The sequence below is a fragment of the Brucella rhizosphaerae genome (assembly GCF_002252475.1).
Classification (GTDB): domain Bacteria; phylum Pseudomonadota; class Alphaproteobacteria; order Rhizobiales; family Rhizobiaceae; genus Brucella; species Brucella rhizosphaerae.
The window spans coordinates 129,712-150,115 of the sequence record NZ_NNRK01000025.1 but is presented as its reverse complement, the minus strand read 5'-3'; the positions used below and the strand labels follow the sequence as shown (position 1 = coordinate 150,115).

Genomic DNA, 20,404 nt, shown 5'->3' with positions numbered 1-20,404 from the left:
ACCATTTAGCATCTTGCGACAAGCATTCCGAGCGGCTTTGTTGATCGCACATCAACACGCAATGTGCTTGCAATGTTGGTTCATATCGTTGCTGCGATGAAAAGCAGTCGACAGGAACAAACATGGCATCCAGATTATCACCTGTATTCTCAGCGGTAATAGTCGCCTTCTGCGGGACGATTGTACTTACAGCTTGCGCCTCGCAGGTCATGAAAAGTTACATCGGCTCGCCCATCACCAGCGTCATGCTCGACTATGGACCGCCAGATAACGTTTACAAGCTGGGTGCAAACGAACAAGCCTATCAATGGCATCGAACCAAGACACAGGCCGTAGCGGGCGATTTTACCGGTGAGGTGCATGAAACGCGACGTGGCGAACGTTATAAAGGAACTGAAACGCCGGGCTATGTCGAGCAAACCGAATGCTTTTATACGTTCTACACGCGCAGATCAGGTCGCGATTGGTATGTGACGAATTTCCGCCAACCTTCGCTGACTTGTGAATAAGTTCAATAACGTAGCCATGCCATTTAACTCAGACTGGCAGTTTCAGGGCTACCGGCTTCATCACGCCAGAGCCCGATACTTATGGTATTGCCTGCCATCGCCTTTTAAAGGGAAGCGAAAGAAGATCAGTTCTTCTTCCAGCGAACCTCTTCGATCACCACTTTTCCTGATCGCTTGTCATAGAGGCAGAGGACAGTCGTGTCCTTAGGCTGCTTGCGATTGCGGCTCGATCCTTCACGCAAGATCAGCGCAACTTTACCGACACTGTCGTCAAAATCGACTGGCTCTGAAACAAATGGGCTCACCATCGAGGACTTAGCCATGCACGAGCTGACGACCTTGGTGTGAAGTGCTTCCCAGGCGGCAGGGCTCGAGGCTTGAGCAGCGCCAATGCAAAATGAAAACGCGATGAAAGTAAGAGCTGCCGTCTTCATTGGATATCTTTCGGTTGAGAGCCAGATGGCTGTTTCGCGCCGATCAGTTACCCACATGGATTTATGCGACCAGCTACACCAACTTTAACAATGAATAAGCCGCAAACAAGGCCCCGGTCTCACGATAAGTAGCAGCAAGAGGGCGCTGACGCCCTCTTGTCGTTTCAATGGCACAGTATCCGCTTATCGCGAATTGATGGTCCAGAAGTCCTGCCAATCCTGAAGCTTGGAATAGTCGCTTTCAGAAGTCTCAGAATGCGGAACGTAAAGCTGATCCATAACATTCACGATGCCTGAAACTTCACCGTCAGGAATTTTTGCGTTCTTGTTTGACGAAATTTTTCCGTCTGCCAACTGCGGCGCCATTCCCTCTTCGGTCATCATATAATGCACGAAAAGCTTGGCAGCGTTCGGGCTCTTGGTTCCCGATGCAATAACGGCAACACGTGGCGTCAACTGGCCAACCCAAGGTTTCATGCCTGCGCAGATACCCATCGTGTAGCCATTTTTCTTGGCATCGCGATAGATGGCAGTGCTGAGGAAGCCCATGAAAGGCTTTTCCTGCCCCTTGGCACCGATGATCGGACCGACTTCGGTATCACTGCGGGTAACAGTTGGGCGGTTCTTGGCGAAACGCTTGACCCATTCTGCAGTCGCGCTGGTTTCTTCTGTCTTCAGCGGTTCGCCGAAAAACTCTTCATAAGCCTTGCGCATTGCTTCATCATCATGCTCGGCAATCTGATTAAACCAGAACATGGTTTCGTTGCGCAGAAGCGGATCAGGGATCGCAATACGGCCTTTCCACTCTTCCGTGGTCAGCGCCCAGATATTGTCAATCGGGCATTTATCGCCATGCACGTCCGAATTATATGTCCAAACCCATGGGTTAAGGCTGGTGATTGCAGGATTCTGATACTCCGCAGGAATCTGATCCTTAAGATCGACTGGAAGCCAGCTGAGACCTGCACCCTGAACGACGATTTCCGACGTCACCGAAGGCAGATTGCTCATGTTGAAAACGTCCGTGCGAACATTGTTCGCAGCCGCTTCACGCAGAATAACCTGTTCCTGGTTCTGGCCGTTCATCTTCACGCCAGTCGCTTTAACACCGTATTTTGCGGTGAAAGCTTCAGCCATGGTCACGATCTTGCCAGTCGCATCCACAACAGTGATGCCCGGCTCTTTCCTGGCGGCTTCGATCAAAGCTTCGAGTGAGTAATCAGCATCCTTGATGCCAATTTCGCTCGCAGGCTCTGCCAGAACGGCTGTGCTTGCCAGAAGTGCCGCACTCAGAGAGAGAGCAGCATAAGTGCGAAGGGTTAAAGTCATTATTTCCTCCAACGTTGATGATTATTATTTGAGAACGTGCGGCAGCTTCTTATTTTGACGCGCCTCTAATCAGCCGCCGATGCGCTTGCCTTCATTGTCGAATACATGGACGTGGCTGCGTTCGACATGGAACCAGATTTCGTCGCCAGCCTTTTGGGCTGGAGCATCTGAAGCGATGGCAAAATACTGCTCGCCATGGACTGACAGTTCGACGATCCAGCTGCCGCCGGTGGGGACAATATCGACAACCTTGGCGACACATCCGTGCTCAATCGTCTTATCGCTCAGGCGCACCGATTCAGGCCGGATGCCAACAGAACCGACGCCGCTTGCAGCGAAGTTCTGTGCTTTCAGATACTCACGTGCCCATGTGGCCAGCGCGCCGTTGTTGCTGTCATTCAGTTCGGTGATGTTGATTGGCAGATTGCCGATAAACTCCGCCACAAAGCGATTGGCCGGGCGTTCATAAATATCATCGGGTGTACCAAGCTGCTGCAACTCGCCTTCGCTCATCACTGCGATAGTGGTTGCCAAAGTCATCGCTTCCCACTGATCATGGGTGACGAATACGACTGTTGAACCCATTTCCTGATGAATGCGCTTAAGCTCTGCGCGCATTTCCAGACGCAGTTTCGCATCGAGATTGGAAAGCGGCTCATCCAGCAAAATAATGTCAGGCTTAAGCGCCAGCATACGGGCAAGCGCTACGCGCTGCTGCTGACCACCAGACATTTGCGCAGGCAAGCGGTCGCGATAACGCTCGATGCCAAGCTTTTGTAGTACATCATCGACAATGCGCTGGCGTTCGGCCTTGGCGACCTTATGCAGCTTCAAACCGAACTCGACGTTCTGCTCGACGGTCATGTGTGGCCAGAGCGCATAGTTCTGAAAAACCAGACCCATGCCACGCTTCTCCGGTGGCACATAGATGCCATCATCCACCGAAACGATCTTCTTGCCGTCGACCAGTATCTGGCCTTCCGTTGGATATTCCAGTCCCGCAATCATGCGAAGCGTTGTAGTCTTGCCGCAACCCGACGGTCCGAGCAGGCATAGAAATTCCGACTTAGGAATTTCAAGAGAGAGTCTTTCAACTGCGGCGCGGGTGGCTTTGCCGTAGCTCTTTCTGACATCGCGAATAGTAATGCTCGACATTATTTGCCTCCCAATCCGTCAGACAATTTGCTGTTGGTGAGTTTTTGAACGATGACTGTGCCGCCAAAGGCAATCACGCAGATCATCAGAACGACTGCATTTGCGGCCTGACTGTAGCTGTAGTCGACAAGGCGCAATGCGTAGGTGGTGAGAACGTCGGTACCGGGAACAGCCAGCACGACGACAAGGCTCAAGCCTTTGATGCCGGAGATGAACGGCAGCAGGATTCCCGAAACAAGCGACCCTTTCTGGATCGGCGCAACGATGGAAACGAGGCGACGCCAGAAGCCAGCGCCCGCAATCTGAGCCGCTTCTTCGGGCGCTTTGCCAAGCTGCATCATCGCCGAAATACCTGCGCGTGATGCGAATGGCATCTGATCGGCAAGGATTGCCAGAACGAGGAGAATTGGCGTCCCATAGAGGGCAGGAAGAGGTCCGCGCTGCACCGCAAACATCGTGAGATAAGCTGCAGCAAAGGCAATGCCCGGCACCAGATATGGCAGGAAAGTCACCTGCCGCAGGAAACTACCAACCAGCGAAACAGGAGTTCTTGCAACGACATACCCAACCAGCAGACCGAGGAAACCTGCGCCAATTGCAGCCGAACCTACAATCCAGAGTGTATTCCAGGTCGCCCGCCAGAATTCGCCCGTGAGCAAAATACCATTGCTCATGGCAGTGGTGTTGAGATTGGTACCGATCCAGAAATCCAGCGTGAAGTTATCAAGTGCGAACACGCCCGGAACGCGCATGACAGTGGTCAGCAACAAAGCCATCAACGGAATGAACGCACTGACAAGAAACATCAGCATAGCAAAGCTGAATGCAGGCAAACGGAAGCGCCCAAGCTCCGTTTCACGGTTCATCGAGCCCTTGTTACCGATGGTCACAAAACGGCGGGCTTCTTTGAGCAGATACATGTCGAGAAATATTGAGATGCTGCCCAGAACCACGATGGTTGCAGCCAGAACAGCACTCATACCTGCCTGGCTGGTCGAAATAGCGCGGAACAATGACGTCGCCAATACATCGAAACCGACAGGCACGCCGAGAATATAAGCTACACCAAAATCACCGAGACATTTGGCGAAAATCAACGTTGAAGCCGATACAAGCGATGGGAGCATCAGTGGCAAAATGATACGACGCGCGATCAATAATTTGCCGGCACCCATGACGCGGGCTGAATCTTCCAACGTGGAATCAAACTGACGCAGCGCATTACCAAACAGCAGGATTACGAATGGTGTGTAGTGCATCGCCAGAATGAGCGTGATCGGCAACATGCCATAGGCCAGCCAATCGGGTGGCGAAAAGCCCAAAGCTTCCATCCAGCTTGGCTGACCACCGGTGGTGCGGTTTTTGAACAGGGTCAGCCAAGCCAGTGCGAAGGTCCAGGACGGCAACATATAAGGCACGATCAGTGCCGTCGAGAACCACTTCTTGCCCGGCAAATTGGTGCGGCTCAGGAGCCATGCCAGTGGAATGCCTGTAACCAGTGCAAAGACAATCGAACCAAGAGCTATGATTGCCGTATTCCAGAGCGGTCGCCAGAACACATCCGTCGAGATTGCGGAGAAGAATGCCCGGTTGAAATAGTAGAAGGTCAGCTCACCAATCTGCTGGCCGGAACGTGCCCGATCAGCGAACTGAACCAGCACCGCATCCGACAACAACAACACAATAGGTGCTGCGATAAGATAGGCAAAGGCGACAGCAAGCAGCACCCCGATCATAGTCGTGGGGTCTGCGTTGTAGACCTTATATTTATACGTCAGTTGTTTGTAATAACTCATGATTTTAACCACTTGGAGCCGAACTTGCCCTTGCCGAAGTCCGAAAGGATTTCGACTGGAATATTTCTGGCTTGCTGCGGGAGCTGGCGTATGAAGAGCGCCATACGAAAATATCCGCCCGTTATCGAGCGAAACTAGGGGGGCGGTGCGCCTGCCTTTTCACTCACCTCACGGACGACGGACCACGCCGTGTCGTAATGAATGGGAATGAAGTGATCGTCACCCTGAAACTCTGCCTTCATTTCCGTTGTGAATGTGAAATTGAAGAAGCACCGTTTCATCTCGGCCACAAGGGATGGCGCGAGATTATGGGCATAGGCAAAGGATGATGTCGGAAACAGATCGCTCTCATAAATCACACGCAATGCTTCGCGTTTGACCAGCCCGCGATCAATCATGCGTTCCAGCACGTCTGACGCAACAGCGGCCATATCGTAATCACCGGCGACTACTCCAAGGATCGACTTGTCGTGCCCGCCGGACATAATCGGCGCGTAGTCCTGTCCCGGCGTCAAACCTTCTTTGGGGAAAAGTGCGCGTGGCGCAACATTGCCTGAGTTGGAAAACAGTGAAGCATGCGCAATGCGCCGTCCCTTGAGATCGCTGAGCTTTTCATAAGGAGAATCGGCGCGCACAACTGCTACCAACCGGTATCCACGCATCTGTTGGTCTGTACCTTTGGCTGCAAAAGGTACGGCCCCTGCACGATTGACCGCTTCGATTGTCGGCCCCGTCGAGAAGCCTGCAAAATGCAGTCGGCCCGAACGCATCGCTTCGACTTCGTCAGCGCTTGACTGGATTGGATAATAAACGATCTGCCGTCCGAGACAGACTTCCAGATGCTGGGTGAACGGCTTGAAGAGGCGGGCATAGACTGCAGGGTCTTCAATGGGGGAATAGGCCCAGACGAGTGTCTGTGGATCACGCCACTGGGATGAGTCTTTTGGGGCATCAGCGACAAGATCGCGGTTCTCATCGCAATAGCGCTCATCCAGCGCACCACGATAGGCGCAAGCAGCGTCAACCGCATACGCGTGAGCGATGCATAGTTGAAGGCCAAACAAGGCTATGCCAAGACGACATGCCAAACCGCGCCAGAACATTTTTTCCTCCCCTGCACACTTGCTATGTTACAAGTGCCGCAGCCTCATCCAGTATTGCCTCAAATACTAGCAATTCTAACTGTCAGAATCCTGTCGTCCCGAAAACATTGAAATTGAACACAACATGCGCATCCTTCTCGTAGAAGACACAATCGATATTGCGTTTGCTATTGCATCAAAGCTTGAGAAGGAAGGCTATGCCGTCACGACAGTTTATGACGGTGTGCAAGGCGAAGAGCTGGCTGTTAACGGCTCATTTGATGTGGTTGTGCTCGACATCAACCTTCCCGGCCGCGATGGTTTTGCGATTCTGCGCGGCATGCGTGAGCGTTCGCTATCTTGCCCCGTCCTTGTCATAACCGCCCGCAACCAGATTGCCGACAAGATCGATTTGCTTGAGCTCGGTGCCGATGATTATCTGGTCAAACCTTTTGATCTCAGAGAACTTGTTGCCCGGATCAGGGCTGTCGCAAGGCGGCATATGGGGGTAGCCCAGCCGGTATTACGGATTGGCAAACTATCAATCAATCTCACCCAAAGATCCGTGATGGAAGGCGATGAACCGCTTGACTTCGGACGGCGTGAATTTGATGTGCTTGAAATGCTTGCCACCCGCGTCAATGTCACCGTTCCAAAGGACATGCTCGTCCTCAAGCTGTTCGGCCATGATGACACCGGTACACCAAACGCTATAGAATTGCTGGTCTCTCGCGTCAGAAAAAAGCTCGAAAACAGTAATGTGGAAATCCTGACGCAACGCGGGGTCGGCTATCTGCTACGCCTGAAGACACCCCAGCAATGATGGCACAAGCAACAGCAAACAGAGAGTATTCAATCCAGCGCCGTATTCTCATCGGTGGTGGCATGACATTGCTTGCCGTGACTGTTTTACTGTTTTTTCTTGGTCGCTGGTATGCACATCGCGCAGCCGATGAAGCATTTGATCGCGTTCTTGGAGCGGCAGCACTTTCAATCGCCGACACCATTACATTGCAGGATGGTGCACTCAGCGTCGATCTCCCTCACTCGGCCTTTGCCATTCTTGGAACGTCGCGGCTCAACCGGATTTTTTATCGGGTCGTCGCGCCCGATGGTAGTCTGCTGACTGGCTCACCCATTCTGGGACTGGAAATTCCGCATGGCAGCAACAGCCGACTTCGCCTGAACGATAGTGTTTATCGTGGCGAAAAAGTACGCATTGCCGCTGTCGCCCGTTATCACAGCGACGCAAAAGGCGGCGGTTGGGTCGATGTTCTGGTCGGAGAAACCCGGGAAGCCCGGCGACAACTGACCCTGCAATTGAGCCTCAATACGATACTGCCTGCCTTCGGTGTCGCGCTATTGGCTTTGGCCCTTATCTGGTTGGCAATTCGGCTGGCTTTTCGACCGCTGCGCAGCGTTGAATCCAATCTTCGTCAGCGTTCTACATCAGACTTAAGTCCGGTTTCAGGTCCTATCCCCAAAGAAGTAAGTGCGCTCGTATCCGCGCTTAATGATTTCATGGATCGCCTGAATACGGTGCTTGCGGGGTTGAAGCTTGTTACCGCCGATGCAGCGCATCAGATGCGTACCCCCTTAACAGCACTCCGTGCTTTAACCGAACTGTCGCTGGAGGAAACCGACGCGCGTCGAAAACAGGACATCCTTGCCCGTATTCATGCCAATTCCATCAGCGCCAGCCTGCTTGCCAATCAGCTTCTGTCCGAGGCAACAACCCTGCACAGTATTCAGTCGCGCAACCTCGAAATTCTGGATTTGCGTCAAGTAGCGCAGGAAGCAATCCGCAGGCTGCGAGCGGAAGGCAGCTATCAGAACTTGCACGAAACGATCCGCCTTGATGCTCCTGAAAAGCCTCTTTATGTGCATGGTGAGACCATCGGCCTGCGGGAGATGATCCGCAATATTGTCGAAAATGCCCTCATTCATGCGCCCGGCCCAATCGACATCGATCTTCATGAGAACGATGGCATGATCGAGCTCAGCGTACACGACCGGGGCCCCGGCCTCTCGCCAGAAATCAAAGGCCGTGCATTTGAGCGATTTGTCCGCGCGGATCAAACCAAACCCGGCTCTGGCCTTGGACTATCCATTGCAAAAATGGTCGTTGAAGCGCTTGGCGGACATATCGAATTGCGAGACAGACAGGGCGGCGGAATAAGTGTCGTCGTAACCCTTCCGGCAACGCAACCGGAAAGTGATAACACATGAGGCGCGTGTTCCTGCACCTTAGCGCGTTGCTGCTGTTCATCGCATCTCCATGGCATGAGGCGCGCGCGCAAAATGATCCGGCTTCCAGACCTGAATTCAGGATTGTGGGCGATATCGCACCCAAAACGCTTGAGCCTGTCACGACGGGATTAGCCGGACAATTGCCCGGAATGAACATCGTCTATCGACAGGTCAGGCCCGGTGAATGGACCTCGCGGCTTCTCGCGGGTGCAGATGAAGCAAGTGCTGCTGACCTCGTCATTCTTTCCACGCCCGACCTTGCCGTGCTGATCGCCAATGAGGGAGGTGCGCAGCAAAGAACCGCTATCGCTCGTAACGCCGGACTACCGCCACAGGCGCACTGGCGCAATGAGCTTTTCAGTATTGGGTTTGATCCTGCCGTGAGCGTTGTCAGACGTAAGGCGCTGGAAAATGAATTGCCCACTACGCGCATTGAGCTGGCACGGTTACTGGAACAAAATCTCTCACGTTTTCAGCGCCGTGCGGGACTTGTAAATATTGGTATCGACAATGTGAGCTATACGCTGGCGGCACAGGACTCTATACGGTCGCCCCTGTTCTGGCGCATCGTTCGCGCCTTCGGCGTTTCGCAAGCCCGCATCTATGACAATAGCGAAGAACTGCTGCAGGCATTGTCGTCCAGCACAATCGATCTCGCATATAATGTTCCGCTGTCGGACATAAGCAAGTGGCATTACGATCCGAAAGAATTCGTCGTCATCATGCCACAGGACTACGTGGTTGCCCTGCCCTGGACGGCACTTGTTCCTGACCGCAGCAAACACCCGAATATTGCCGAGCAGGCCATCACATTCCTGCTGTCTCCAAATGGACAAGCCATCCTCGAAAAGACCGGACTCGCATCAGAAGCAAGCCCGTCAGAGTTGACCTCACTACAACCCGTTGAGCTTGGTCCGGAACTTCTCGTCTATCTGGATGGACTTAAACGCAGCCGTTTTCTGGATACATGGTTTCAACTCATCGTTCACGAGTAAACGGTTCCATATCCTGACAAGTATCGGCACTCAAAGAGACGGTGAGCATTTCGGTCTCCAGTGATCTGCATCGACAAATCAGGCTTGCTCAACCGAAAAGCATTCCTCGCACAATATCAACCCGAATACTGACTGCGAGTGGCGCGATAGCGCAAAGCAGGCAAAACCAAACCAAGCGAAAGCGTATCAGCCGGGCTGTACAATGCGTGTTCGTACTGCCCGCTTCTCCCATGCAACGAGCACAAGGCTGGAGCAAACGATCAGCACCGCTCCGAAGGCGACGTTTGAGGCGGGAACCTCTGCCCAGATCGCATAACCATAGAGAAAGGCCCAGATCAGGCCGGTGAACTCAGTCGGCGCGAGAGCCGAAGCCGGTGCATAGCGGAAGCCTTCATAAAGAAGATATTGTCCAACTGTTGCAACAAGACCCAGACCAATCATCAAAGCCCACGCTGATGCGTCAGGTGTCTTCCACACCCATGGGAAGGAAACCGCGCAAGCGATACCAAACAGCAGGCTCGTCGCCCACATCTGGGTCAAAGTCGTTTCGGTTCTGCTGACAAGGCGGATAAGGATCGTGCTCAAGGCCCAGCAAAAGCCTGCAACCACGCACATTGCAGCGGGTATCAGATGTGGAGACTGGGTAGGGTTGGCAGCAATCAAAACGCCCACAAACCCACCCAGGCACGCAACCCAGCGCCCGACCCCAATCTTCTCTTTAAGAATGAAGATCGACAGAAACATCACCATGATCGGTGCTGAAAAATAGAGCGTCGTCAATTCCGCAAGGCCGAGATGGCGAGCAGCATTGTAAAAGAGCAGCCACGCAAGCAGCATCAAACCAGCACGCAGAACAAGCGTTCCGCGATATTTGCTTTTGAAGATTGAAGGGTGGCGGAGGCGCCAGGCAAGCCCACCGGTGATGAGCACAATGACGAGGCTTCGCATGAAAAGAATTTGCGGAACCGCATAATCTGCAACAAGCCATTTGACGATGGCATCTTGCAGAGCGAAGCAGGCGTAACCTGCGGAGGCGAGTGCAATCCCGAAGATCGGCTTCGACTCAGCGTTTCCAGAATTCATGATGACCTCACAGTGAAGCAAAGCCGCTATAGCTCACGGCGCGCGACTTGAGAAGGCTTGTTCTGCGGTGCGTAAGGCACAGCACAGCTTGCAAAGGTCTGATGCGAGGAGTAAGCAGATTCCATTCAAACATGCAGCGAGATTATCCGGCAAACTTCTATAATGGATTTGCGCGCGAGAACGCGTTGAACCAGTGGTCGGGACACCCAAAAATCATGAATAAAAAGGTGGCTTTAGCCATTAGCGGCAATGCTGTGATGGCTGGCATTCTTCTGATGCTGCTCGGCGATTTCATGTTCGCGTTGAACGACGCCATGGGCAAATGGCTCGTGGCAAGTTTCTCGGTCGGTCAAGTTTTGTTGATCCGCTCCTTTGGCGCATTCTTTGTGCTCAGCCCGATGCTTTCGCGTCAACCGGTTTCGGCACTATTTCAGGTGCAACAACCTTCGTTGCAATTCGCACGAGTTGTGCTCGCGACTGCGGATACCGGTCTTTTCTATGCGGCAGTCACCTTCCTCCCGCTCGCAGATGTCATGACCTTCTACATGGCAGGTCCGATCTACGTCGCAGCCCTCTCCCATTTCCTGCTCGGTGAACGTATCGGCTGGCGGCGCTGGCTTGCTGTTCTGATCGGCTTTATCGGCGTCATTATTGCATTGCGGCCTTCTTCGGCAATGCTTTCCTGGCCTTCTGTATTTGGTCTTCTGGGCAGTATTTCCTTCGCCATGACGCTTGTGCTGGGACGCGTGCTGCGTTCGACACCGGATGCAACGCTCGTAACGTGGCAGACCTTGGGCTGCCTCGTCGTTGGCGCAATCCTCAGCATCGGACACTGGACCCCGTTCAGCACCGGCGAATTGCTTGCATTGCTCCTGCTCGGAATTGTTGCCTGCCTCGCACATCTGCTGATTACCCGCGCACTCAAGCTCGCACCCGCGTCTGTGCTTGCACCCTTGCAATATACGCTGTTGCTATGGGCCATCATTTTCGGATGGATGTTTTTCAACGACTTGCCCGACAGGCAAACTCTCATGGGAGCGGCCATCATCGTGCTGGCAGGCCTGTTCATCTTTCACCGCGATAAAGTCAAAAAAGTCGTTCCGCTGGTGCCAAACGATGCCAGCCACGGCTAGTGGTCTGATTGCGAGATTTGCATCCCTCAGTTACAGGCGTGGACAAATGTCGAAATCAAAAAGACCACTAGCAAGTTCATGAATCGATTGGATTTTTTGAATTTGACGTTTGAAACCGCATGCACGTCAGTCGGGATTCAAACCTTAAATTCGATCCACCAGGGTCTGTTAATCAGCAGCCGTATCAACCCGGACCACGACAGACATGCCGGGTGCCAGATGTTCGGCATCCGGCTGGTCGCTTTCGATAGCAATGCGCACCGACAATCGCTGAGTAATCTTGGTGAAATTGCCGGTTGCATTATCAGACTTGATGACGCTGAACTCTGAACCTGCCGCAGGTGAAAACGCCTCAATGTGGCCTTTCAACTCGGCATGACGCAGCGCATCAACCGTGAATGTCACTGGTTGACCAACCTTCATTCCGTACAGCTGGGTTTCCTTGAAGTTCGCAATAACCCACTTGGTATCAGGCACCAGCGAGACAAGCTGCGTGCCAGCCGTCACATACTGACCAAGACGGACACCGACTTCGCCAAGCTTGCCATCACGCGGAGCGATAATCCTTGTGTTCTGCAGATCAATCTTCGCCAGTTCTACCGTTGCTTCGGCACTGGCTATATCTGCGTTGAGGCTCTCACGATTAACGATAATGGATTGAAGGTCTTGCTTGGCGACAGCAAGAGCGGCTTCGGCTTCCGCAACGGATGCCTGCGCCTGAAGCAGCGTGCCATGTGCGGTGTCAGCCGAACTTTGCGTCGTTACACCACGGGGCAGCAATGCTTCAACACGCTTGGCATTAGCCTGAGCAACTTCCAAAGCGGCATTGGCACCTGAAATCTGTGCCTGTCGCGACTGGATTGTTGCTTCCGCGGAACGCTGGCTTTGTTCAGAATTGGCAAGGGCCGCCTTCTTGCTCGCAAGAGATGCCTCAGCCTGATCGAGCTTTTGCTGATAACTGCGGCTGTCGATCTCAAACAAGAGCTGCCCCTGCTTCACGACCTGATAGTCGTTCGCATCGACTTTGGTTACATAGCCTGCAACCTGTGGGCTGATGACCGTTACCTGTCCACGGACATAGGCATTATCAGTCGTCTCGACACTGCGCTTGAACGGCGGCAATTGCCACGCCCAAAGAACCATCAGCACACCTGCAAGACCGATGATAAGCGCTAAGCCGCCGCGAATATATTGCTTCCCAACTGACATTCTCAACAGACCCTAAACTAACTTGCCGTTACTTCTGAGTGGCGGCGGATTTGCACATTTTCAAAAAGCCGATACGCGATCAGGCACCCAAGCGAAATAATCGCGATTACTGAGATCGCAAGAAACGCATCATTGTAAGAAAGCACCGTCGCTTCGCGAGTGACTTGTTGGCCGAGAAGAACAAGGCCTTCAGCCTTGGTCAGCCCCTGATCGGCCAGAACTTTTGAATAGGTTCCTGAAAGCGTCTGAACACGTTGCGCGACCAGCGGATTGGACAATACAAGCTGTTCGACCAGATGCGCGGAATGATACTTCTCGCGGATAGAAATAAAGGTGCTGAATACGGCCGAGCCAATCAGCCCACCGATATTTTGTGTAAACAGGAAAATGACGATGAAGCTCGTCATATATGTCGGTCCCTGCTTCATCGCCTTGGTAATGCCAGTCAGCATGGCCGGCGGCAAAAACAACGCGCCGCCAAAAGCTATCAGCGCCTGACTGAAATAAGCATTATGCGGACGTGTCAGATTGGTTGCATGGCTATCCATGAACGCACCAACTGCTATGAAGATCAGTGCCAGCCCAAAAATGGTCGAGACACGCTCAATGCTCATCCACATGCCGCAGACAAGCCCGCCCGCCAAAGATGCCGCGAGGATGATGAGATAAAGCCCCTGACTTTGTCCATCCTGCAAGCCAAAAGCCTGAAAGAGCCCCACCGCGCCCGTCGTCTGTTCGGCAAGCACAATACGGAACACCAAGAGGACCATTGTGAAGCGCAGAATTTCCGGCGAAAATAGCCATTGAAGGTTCATCAGCGGTTGTTCGCGGTTAATCTCAATCGCCACCGCACAGGCAAGAGCTGCAATGGAAATAGCGAGGCAGACGCCAATCCACGGCGCTTCAAACCACCAATAGTTTTTGCCCTGAACAAGAATGACGGCCAGAAGGCCGAATCCGATGGCGATCAATCCATAAGCGACAAAATCCAGCCAATGCAGAACCTTCGCTCGCGGAACCTGAGTCATCGGCAATACGTACACAACGGCAAAAGCGGCCAGCGATAGGCCTATTTCGACCATATAGAGCTGCTGCCATTGTCCGATATCAAACAGCATAGGCGAAATAACGCGCGCGAAAGGACCAGCTGCCGCAGAACATGTGAGCGCGAGGCTCAGGCCCCAGGTCATCTTCTTCGCAGGTGGAAAAGCCTCCAACATATAGAGAAAGCCGATGGTGGAAACCGGCGCAGCAGCAGCACCCGCAATGAAGCGGATAGGTATGGCCGACCAGATGTCATAAACAAGCAAATGCAGTAGTGACGATATGAGAAAGATTGCAATCGCAATTTCAGCAAAGCGACGAAGCCCAAACTGCGTGCGTATCTTGACCAGAAGAATGGTGAGGCTTGCATAAGGAGCCATATAGGCTGCAATCAGCCAGGATGTTTCGTTGAGGGTCGCGCCGAGCGAACCCTGTATTTGCTGCGTGTTGGCCGAAATGAAATACATACTGAGGCCACGGGTCGACCACATAAGAACAGACGCGGCTATATAAATCGCCGACATATAAACCGGCATATGCGGAGCAGCGGGAGGGACAACCTGTGTCGTGGGTGGCGTCTGGCTCGCTGCTACCGGTTTATCGTCGCTTCCCTCGGGCATTGCACATCACCTGTCTTTCTCAGCCAGCGCCGTTTCAACGTTGTGACTGATTTCCTGAAGAACAGTGAGAGCAGTTTCGAGTGCCTTCGGATCGATCCTTTGTAAGAGTTCTCCGCGGATCGCTTGCGTGATCTCCTGAAGCTGCCTGGCTTGTGCCTGCGCCTCATCTGTCAGCTCGATACGCTTGGCGCGCCTATCCCCTTCGACAGCAGCACGGTAGATAAGCCCTTGTTTTTCCAAACCATCAAGCAAGCGAACAACCGATGGATGCTCGATTTCAAGCGCATCTGCCAGTTCACGCTGGTTCCAGTCTCTCTGCTCCGCAAGCAGCAAAAGCACCCGGGCACGCGCAAGTGTCAGCCCCCGCTCACGAACACGGGAGTCGAACAGATTGCGCATTTTTCGGGCTGCGGTGGAAAGGCCCATTGTGAATGCGGCTTCGAGTTCCAGCTTGGCTTGAGACATTGTATAGCTATCTATAATATGAGTAGCTACATATATAGCGCGCAATTAATCGATGATCAATGCTTCTCTAATTTTCTGCGTGCTAATGAAGAATCGCCCCTATCTGAATATTTTTGTGCATCGGGAATAAAACCAGCGTTCCGATTGTCTTACGTCATATCGCATGTCGCGATTGGAAAATTGTGTGAGGCAAACCATGAAAACCGTAACTTTTATGTCTGTTCTGGCAATTGCAGCGGTAGCGGCATCTTCCGTACTGGCGGCACCTGCGGTCAAGGCAATGGACACCTCCAAAGGACAGGTTTTGGCTGGTGCGAAAGATATGACGCTCTACACTTTCGACAAGGATAGCAAGGGCATGTCCAACTGCTATGATACCTGTGCGACCAACTGGCCTCCTTTCATGGCAGCGAAGGATGCCAAGGCTTCTGGCGCATATACACTTGTCAAGCGCAAGGATGGTAGCGAGCAATGGGCGAAAGACGGAATGCCGCTTTATTACTGGATGAAGGACAAGAAGGCTGGCGACGTGACTGGAGACGGCGTTAATGGAGTCTGGCACGCAGCAAAGCCATGAGGCTGATGTGAGCCGTCCCGCTCCCGACAGTTTTGAGGGCCAGCTTCTGGCCCTCCTGCCGATCATGAGGCGCTATTCGCGCAGTCTTGCAAAATCCGATGCCGAAGGCGAAGATTTACTGCAGGACTGCGTGACCAAAGCGCTATCCCGGCGCGGCCAATGGCGTGGTCTCAATCTGCGTGGGTGGATACTCACGATCATGACCAATCTTTATCGCAACAGCTATAAAACCAAAGCGCGCACTCAATATGAAACGCTGGATGCAGCCGAGAACGTGAGCGCTGCATCCACGCAAAGCGATCCTTTTCAATTGCAGCAGCTTGAAGAAGCAATCAACAGCCTGTCGGAAGACAACCGGGCAGTCCTGATGCTGATCGTGGTTGAAGGATACAGCTATGGCGAGGCCGCACTGATGCTTGATGTCCCGGTCGGCACGGTCATGTCGCGCCTGTCACGTGCCCGACATCGCCTTGCTGAACACATGAACGGCACGAATGTCGTAACGCTGCGGAGAAACAAATGACAGAACGCAATTCTCCGATAAGTGAAATCGAGCTGCATAATTTCGTGGACGGTCAATTGTCGGACGAAGAGAGAGCTCGTATTGCGATAGCTCTGGAAAACGATCCCACAGAGGCCGCGCTGGTTGAGACATGGCGCAAGCAAAACGAAGGTATCAGGCAACTCTTTGGCGGCTATGCATTTGAAAAGCCAAGCGATGCCAGACTGATCCGCTCAAAAACCACACAACACGACTGGCGATATCGCGGCGCAATCGCAGCATCCATTCTGGCTGCCCTGGTAATCGGAAGCGTGGGCGGCTTCATGGGTTCCCGCATCTTCGATCAGCCAAACCAGACTACAAACGTAGAAACCTTACCTGAGCAGGCACAGGCCGCTTATCTCATCTACGCAAGTGAAGTGCGCCATCCTGTCGAAGTTTTCTCTGAGGAAGAGGCACATCTTGCCACATGGCTCGGGAAGCGATTAGCCATACCTGATCTTAAAGTTCCTGACCTAAACGCATTCGGCTTTCAGCTGGTGGGTGGCCGACTCCTGCCCGTCGATAACAAACCCGGTGCTTTTTTCCTGTATGAAGATGCGGCCGGAAAACGCCTTTCGGTTATTGTCGGGCGCAATCCTGAAAATCGCGATACCAGCTTCCGTTTTGCCTCGAGCGATGGCGTCGAGACCTTCTACTGGATCGATGGTGAACTCGGTTATGCTGTGAGCGGAGAGATATCCCGCGATAAGCTACGGCAGATCGCTGAGGAGTGTTATCGACAGTTTCCGAGCTGAAATAATGATGACGCAAAATGGCCGCGAAGAATCCGATAAATTCTGCGCACTTCATTAATACAGACGAGTAACTATAATGAACGTTCTCTCATGACAGGCCTCTGAAAAAGGCTATAGCGTGAACTGACTAATTGCACGCAAACAAAAAAATTATGGGGAACCCGTGCTTAAATTCCAGAACGCTGTTCTTGAGCTGATCGCAAGAGGCAAGCCTCTGGAGCAAACCCTCGTGCGGCTGTGTCTTGAAATGGAGACGCTGATCGCAGATGCAAGCGTAATGGTCTGTTCCGTGGACAGCGCTGGCATGATGCATTTGCTTGCAGCTCCCAGTATCCCCGAAAGCTATAGCGACGTGCTGGACGGAACCGTTGTTGGTCCGGAAGTCGGCTCCTGCGGAAGTGCTATTTACCACAATGCTCCTGTCAGCGTTGCCGACATTGAGAACGATCCGAAATGGGCAAACTACAAGAAATGCGTGCTGCCATTTGGCTTACTCGCTTGTAGCTCGGTGCCACTACACAACGAAGCGGATGATGTTGTCGGCGCACTTGCCGTTTACTTCCACAAAAAACACACGCCAACCGCCTATGAAAGAGAAGTCATCGATACTGGTGCCATTCTCTGCAATCTTGCAATAGCACGTGAGATACGCATTCTCAATTATGAACGCCGTGCAACAGTTGACGAACAGACAGGACTTCCCAATCGCGCAGCCTTTGACGATGCCCTTTCAAACTTGCGCTGCGAATTGGCTGGCAGCTGGGCGTTGTTTGTCATCGATATCGATAATCTGAAAGTCACAAACGATACTTTTGGCCATGAAGTCGGTGACTTTCTGATCAACGCCATAGCAACGCGAGTTTCTGCATCAATGGCGCCGGACATCACCTTCCGGACCGGCGGCGACGAGTTTACCGTCATCATCCAGAGCCATAACGCGCTTTATGATCTCGACCAAACAGCGGAATTGATTTTCAAAGCACTCTCCTCGCCTGTCGAATTTGACGGCCAGACAATCTTGCCGCGCGTTACGATTGGTGGGGCAGTTCTTGCAGCACAGGACACACAACCTCAGATCGTACGTCGCAATGCAGATTTTGCCCTCTACCATGCGAAGGAAAATTCGCGTGGCAGCTTTGTGCGGTATCAGCCTAATGTCGACACGCGCATCGTCCATCGACGCAACTCGATACGAGAAGTGCGTGAAGCGCTGGATGAAAAGCGCATCACTGCGCATTACCAGCCTTTGATACGGCTCGACACGAGGGAAGTTATCGGCTTTGAAGCACTGAGCCGCATGACCACAAAATCTGGCGACATATTGCCGGCATCGGTGTTTCAGGAATCCTTCTCCGATGTGCATATCGCATCAGAGATAACGCAATATATGCTATCTATCGTTGCGCAGGATATACGGCGGTGGCTCGACATGGGCCTGCCTGTGCAACATGTCGGTGTAAACGTCACTGCGGCAGACTTCTATGTAGGCGATCTGTCTGCCTTCATTTCAAAGACATTTGGCCGCTATGATGTGCCGCTCAATCATCTGATTATCGAAGTAACCGAAAACGCCTATATCGGACAGCGGGATGATGTGGTTGCATCGGGAATACGCAACCTCAGGCTGCTGGGAATCCGTATCGCTCTTGACGATTTCGGCACAGGCTTCGCAGCTTTGGCTCATCTGCTCACTGTTCCTGTCGACATCATCAAAATCGACAAGTCGTTTGTATGCAGGCTTGCACCGGGCGACCCAAGCGTGGCGATAGTCAAAGGCATCGTGCAGATCGCTGGCGATCTCAAAATCAAGCTGGTTGCTGAAGGTGTCGAGACCATGGCACTGGCTACAACACTTCAGCAGATGGGTTGTCAGCTGGGTCAGGGTTATGCTTTCTCAAAAGCCGTCAACTACGACAAAGCAACGACATTGCTACGCGAGCGGGGCCAATATCCTGAGCACCAGTCGGTAGCGGAACCAAGACCTCTCAAAGCATGAAACTGAAACCTTTCGCCCCGCTCTGTGATCCAAATTCATAAAGCCTTCGTATGATGCTTCATGAATACAAACGTTTCCTTCGGCTCGCAGACGTGGCACAAGAAAGCACAGCGCAATTTGCAGCTTCTGGCTTTGCCACGTGTCAGCATACGGGATTCAATAAGGATGAACGAACGGACTGCTTCTCAAAATCAGCCCTCTCTGGAGGAATTGATGCTGGCGGTCAGTTCTCGGCGTGACGTGGACGCATTTGAGGCGATTTTCAAACATTTCGCACCGCGCGTTAAAGCCTATATGGCCAAACTGTCTGCCGATACGCAAACAGCGGAAGAATTGATGCAAGAGACCATGATTACGGTCTGGAACAAGGCAGACCAGTTTGATTTTTCAAAAGGAGCCTTGTCGACCTGGATCTTCACGATCGCACGCAACCAGCGCATTGATGCAGTTCGACGTACCCGGCGCCCTGAATTTGACCCTACAGATCCAGCCTTTGTGCCAGATGAAGAACAACCCGCCGATTTGAAGATCGCCGAGCAGCAATCGGCACGTCAGTTGCGTGCTGCGATGGCAGATTTGCCAAAAGAACAATGCACCTTGCTGGAGCTCGCTTATTTTGAAGAAAGCACACACAGCGCGATTGCAAAAAAGCTCAATCTTCCTTTGGGCACCGTAAAATCCCGTTTGCGGCTTGCGTTCAGCAAATTGCGCGCAGCGCTCGATAATTCGGGACAAAGCTGATGAACATCAAACATCATCTCAGCGACGATCTTCTTTCGAGCTATGCAGCGGGCACACTCGCCGAAGGCTGGAGCATTGCTGTCGCAACGCATCTTGCACTTTGCCCTGCGTGCAGGTCCCGCTTGAAACACTTTGAACATATCGGCGGACAGCTTCTGGAAACAGTTGCACCACAAGAAATCAAAGAGGGTTCGTGGGACGCGATTAAAAGCAAGCTTGCAAAGCCATCCCCAGGCGCATCACAACCAATAGTATCATCAGCTCCGATTGCAGCACCCGCAATTCTGCCTGAGCCGCTTAGGTCTTATGTTGGTGGTGATCTTCCGGACCTGAAATGGCGGTCGCTGGGGCGTGGTGCATATCAGGTTCCCATCGCGATCAATGATGGTGAGACCAATGTGCGTCTGCTTAGAATCCCAGCTGGTAAACCTGTGCCGGAACATGGTCACGGCGGACGCGAGCTGACGCTGGTACTCAGCGGCAGTTTCCACGATGGAACCGGGCTCTTTGCGCGGGGCGACATCGAGGAAGCCGATGCCGAGCTGGTGCATCAGCCGATTGCTTCACCCGGTGGTGATTGCATATGTCTTGCGGTTACCGATGCGCCACTCAAGTTCCAGAGCTGGCTGATGCGTATGGTTCAGCCTCTGATCGGAATTTAGAGCGCTGATCGCGTTCAATCAGATC

20 protein-coding genes are annotated in these 20,404 nt (G+C 52.8%); 11 read left to right on the top strand and 9 right to left on the bottom strand.

The features are described 5' to 3' along the window. Positions 1-122: 122 nt before the first annotated feature. The gene (locus CEV32_RS08250) at positions 123-509 is read left to right on the top strand and encodes a hypothetical protein (protein ID WP_094576115.1); all 387 of its coding nucleotides are present in this window, start codon (positions 123-125) and stop codon (positions 507-509) included. A gap of 125 nt (positions 510-634) precedes the next feature. Here CEV32_RS08250 and CEV32_RS08245 read toward each other — a convergent pair whose 3' ends face one another. The 5 genes from CEV32_RS08245 to phnD all read right to left on the bottom strand — a co-directional run bounded on the left by CEV32_RS08245 (position 635) and on the right by phnD (position 6,326). Further along, positions 635-943, bottom strand: a complete 309-nt coding sequence (locus tag CEV32_RS08245; RefSeq protein WP_094576482.1) for a hypothetical protein — start codon at positions 941-943, stop codon at positions 635-637. A 183-nt stretch (positions 944-1,126) separates the two neighbouring features. Beyond that, positions 1,127-2,272, bottom strand: a complete 1,146-nt coding sequence (locus CEV32_RS08240) for an ABC transporter substrate-binding protein (RefSeq protein ID WP_094576113.1) — start codon at positions 2,270-2,272, stop codon at positions 1,127-1,129. A 69-nt stretch (positions 2,273-2,341) separates the two neighbouring features. After that, positions 2,342-3,427, bottom strand: coding sequence for an ABC transporter ATP-binding protein (locus tag CEV32_RS08235; RefSeq protein ID WP_094576111.1), 1,086 nt, complete (start codon positions 3,425-3,427; stop codon positions 2,342-2,344). Then, on the bottom strand, positions 3,427-5,223 hold the full coding sequence (locus tag CEV32_RS08230) for an ABC transporter permease (protein WP_094576109.1): 1,797 nt from the start codon (positions 5,221-5,223) through the stop codon (positions 3,427-3,429). The genes CEV32_RS08235 and CEV32_RS08230 overlap by 1 nt, the downstream gene beginning before the upstream one ends. 134 nt (positions 5,224-5,357) lie before the next feature. Beyond that, a complete protein-coding gene (gene phnD, locus CEV32_RS08225; protein WP_094576107.1) occupies positions 5,358-6,326 on the bottom strand; it encodes a phosphate/phosphite/phosphonate ABC transporter substrate-binding protein in 969 nt (322 codons plus the stop codon). 124 nt (positions 6,327-6,450) lie between these two features. Here phnD and CEV32_RS08220 point away from each other — a divergent pair, with 124 nt between their 5' ends. From CEV32_RS08220 to CEV32_RS08210, 3 genes are read left to right on the top strand one after another with little or no spacing between them, the layout of a single operon-like run. Next, positions 6,451-7,128, top strand: a complete 678-nt coding sequence (locus tag CEV32_RS08220; RefSeq protein ID WP_094576105.1) for a response regulator transcription factor — start codon at positions 6,451-6,453, stop codon at positions 7,126-7,128. Then, positions 7,125-8,534, top strand: a complete 1,410-nt coding sequence (locus tag CEV32_RS08215; RefSeq protein WP_235818769.1) for a sensor histidine kinase — start codon at positions 7,125-7,127, stop codon at positions 8,532-8,534. The genes CEV32_RS08220 and CEV32_RS08215 overlap by 4 nt, the downstream gene beginning before the upstream one ends. Then, entirely contained in the window at positions 8,531-9,550 is a 1,020-nt protein-coding gene (locus tag CEV32_RS08210; protein ID WP_094576102.1) for an ABC transporter substrate-binding protein, read from the top strand. Before CEV32_RS08215 ends, CEV32_RS08210 begins: the two co-directional genes overlap by 4 nt. Before the next feature lie 186 nt (positions 9,551-9,736). Here the strand turns inward: CEV32_RS08210 and CEV32_RS08205 are convergent, their stop codons facing one another. Continuing rightward, on the bottom strand, positions 9,737-10,633 hold the full coding sequence (locus tag CEV32_RS08205) for a DMT family transporter (protein ID WP_094576100.1): 897 nt from the start codon (positions 10,631-10,633) through the stop codon (positions 9,737-9,739). A 215-nt stretch (positions 10,634-10,848) separates the two neighbouring features. On the opposite strand from CEV32_RS08205, the gene CEV32_RS08200 reads away from it, so the two are divergent. After that, a complete protein-coding gene (locus CEV32_RS08200; RefSeq protein WP_094576479.1) occupies positions 10,849-11,766 on the top strand; it encodes a DMT family transporter in 918 nt (305 codons plus the stop codon). Positions 11,767-11,934: 168 nt separating this feature from the next. Here the strand turns inward: CEV32_RS08200 and CEV32_RS08195 are convergent, their stop codons facing one another. From CEV32_RS08195 to CEV32_RS08185, 3 genes are read right to left on the bottom strand one after another with little or no spacing between them, the layout of a single operon-like run. Beyond that, on the bottom strand, positions 11,935-12,975 hold the full coding sequence (locus CEV32_RS08195; RefSeq protein ID WP_094576099.1) for an HlyD family secretion protein: 1,041 nt from the start codon (positions 12,973-12,975) through the stop codon (positions 11,935-11,937). Positions 12,976-12,992: 17 nt separating this feature from the next. After that, a complete protein-coding gene (locus CEV32_RS08190) occupies positions 12,993-14,639 on the bottom strand; it encodes an MFS transporter (protein WP_374883252.1) in 1,647 nt (548 codons plus the stop codon). Positions 14,640-14,645: 6 nt separating this feature from the next. Then, entirely contained in the window at positions 14,646-15,104 is a 459-nt protein-coding gene (locus CEV32_RS08185) for a MarR family winged helix-turn-helix transcriptional regulator (RefSeq protein ID WP_094576097.1), read from the bottom strand. Positions 15,105-15,300: 196 nt separating this feature from the next. Here CEV32_RS08185 and CEV32_RS08180 point away from each other — a divergent pair, with 196 nt between their 5' ends. The 6 genes from CEV32_RS08180 (at position 15,301) to CEV32_RS08155 (ending at position 20,379) form a co-directional block, all read left to right on the top strand. Then, the gene (locus CEV32_RS08180) at positions 15,301-15,681 is read left to right on the top strand and encodes a COG4315 family predicted lipoprotein (RefSeq protein ID WP_094576095.1); all 381 of its coding nucleotides are present in this window, start codon (positions 15,301-15,303) and stop codon (positions 15,679-15,681) included. Then, positions 15,653-16,204, top strand: a complete 552-nt coding sequence (locus CEV32_RS08175; protein WP_094576093.1) for an RNA polymerase sigma factor — start codon at positions 15,653-15,655, stop codon at positions 16,202-16,204. The genes CEV32_RS08180 and CEV32_RS08175 overlap by 29 nt, the downstream gene beginning before the upstream one ends. Continuing rightward, positions 16,201-16,980, top strand: coding sequence for an anti-sigma factor family protein (locus CEV32_RS08170; RefSeq protein ID WP_094576091.1), 780 nt, complete (start codon positions 16,201-16,203; stop codon positions 16,978-16,980). Before CEV32_RS08175 ends, CEV32_RS08170 begins: the two co-directional genes overlap by 4 nt. Before the next feature lie 163 nt (positions 16,981-17,143). Continuing rightward, complete coding sequence (locus CEV32_RS08165) at positions 17,144-18,976, top strand: sensor domain-containing phosphodiesterase (protein ID WP_094576089.1); 1,833 nt, start codon at positions 17,144-17,146, stop codon at positions 18,974-18,976. A 201-nt stretch (positions 18,977-19,177) separates the two neighbouring features. Then, a complete protein-coding gene (locus CEV32_RS08160) occupies positions 19,178-19,717 on the top strand; it encodes a sigma-70 family RNA polymerase sigma factor (protein WP_094576475.1) in 540 nt (179 codons plus the stop codon). Further along, positions 19,717-20,379, top strand: a complete 663-nt coding sequence (locus tag CEV32_RS08155; protein ID WP_094576087.1) for a ChrR family anti-sigma-E factor — start codon at positions 19,717-19,719, stop codon at positions 20,377-20,379. Before CEV32_RS08160 ends, CEV32_RS08155 begins: the two co-directional genes overlap by 1 nt. Positions 20,380-20,404: the final 25 nt, after the last annotated feature.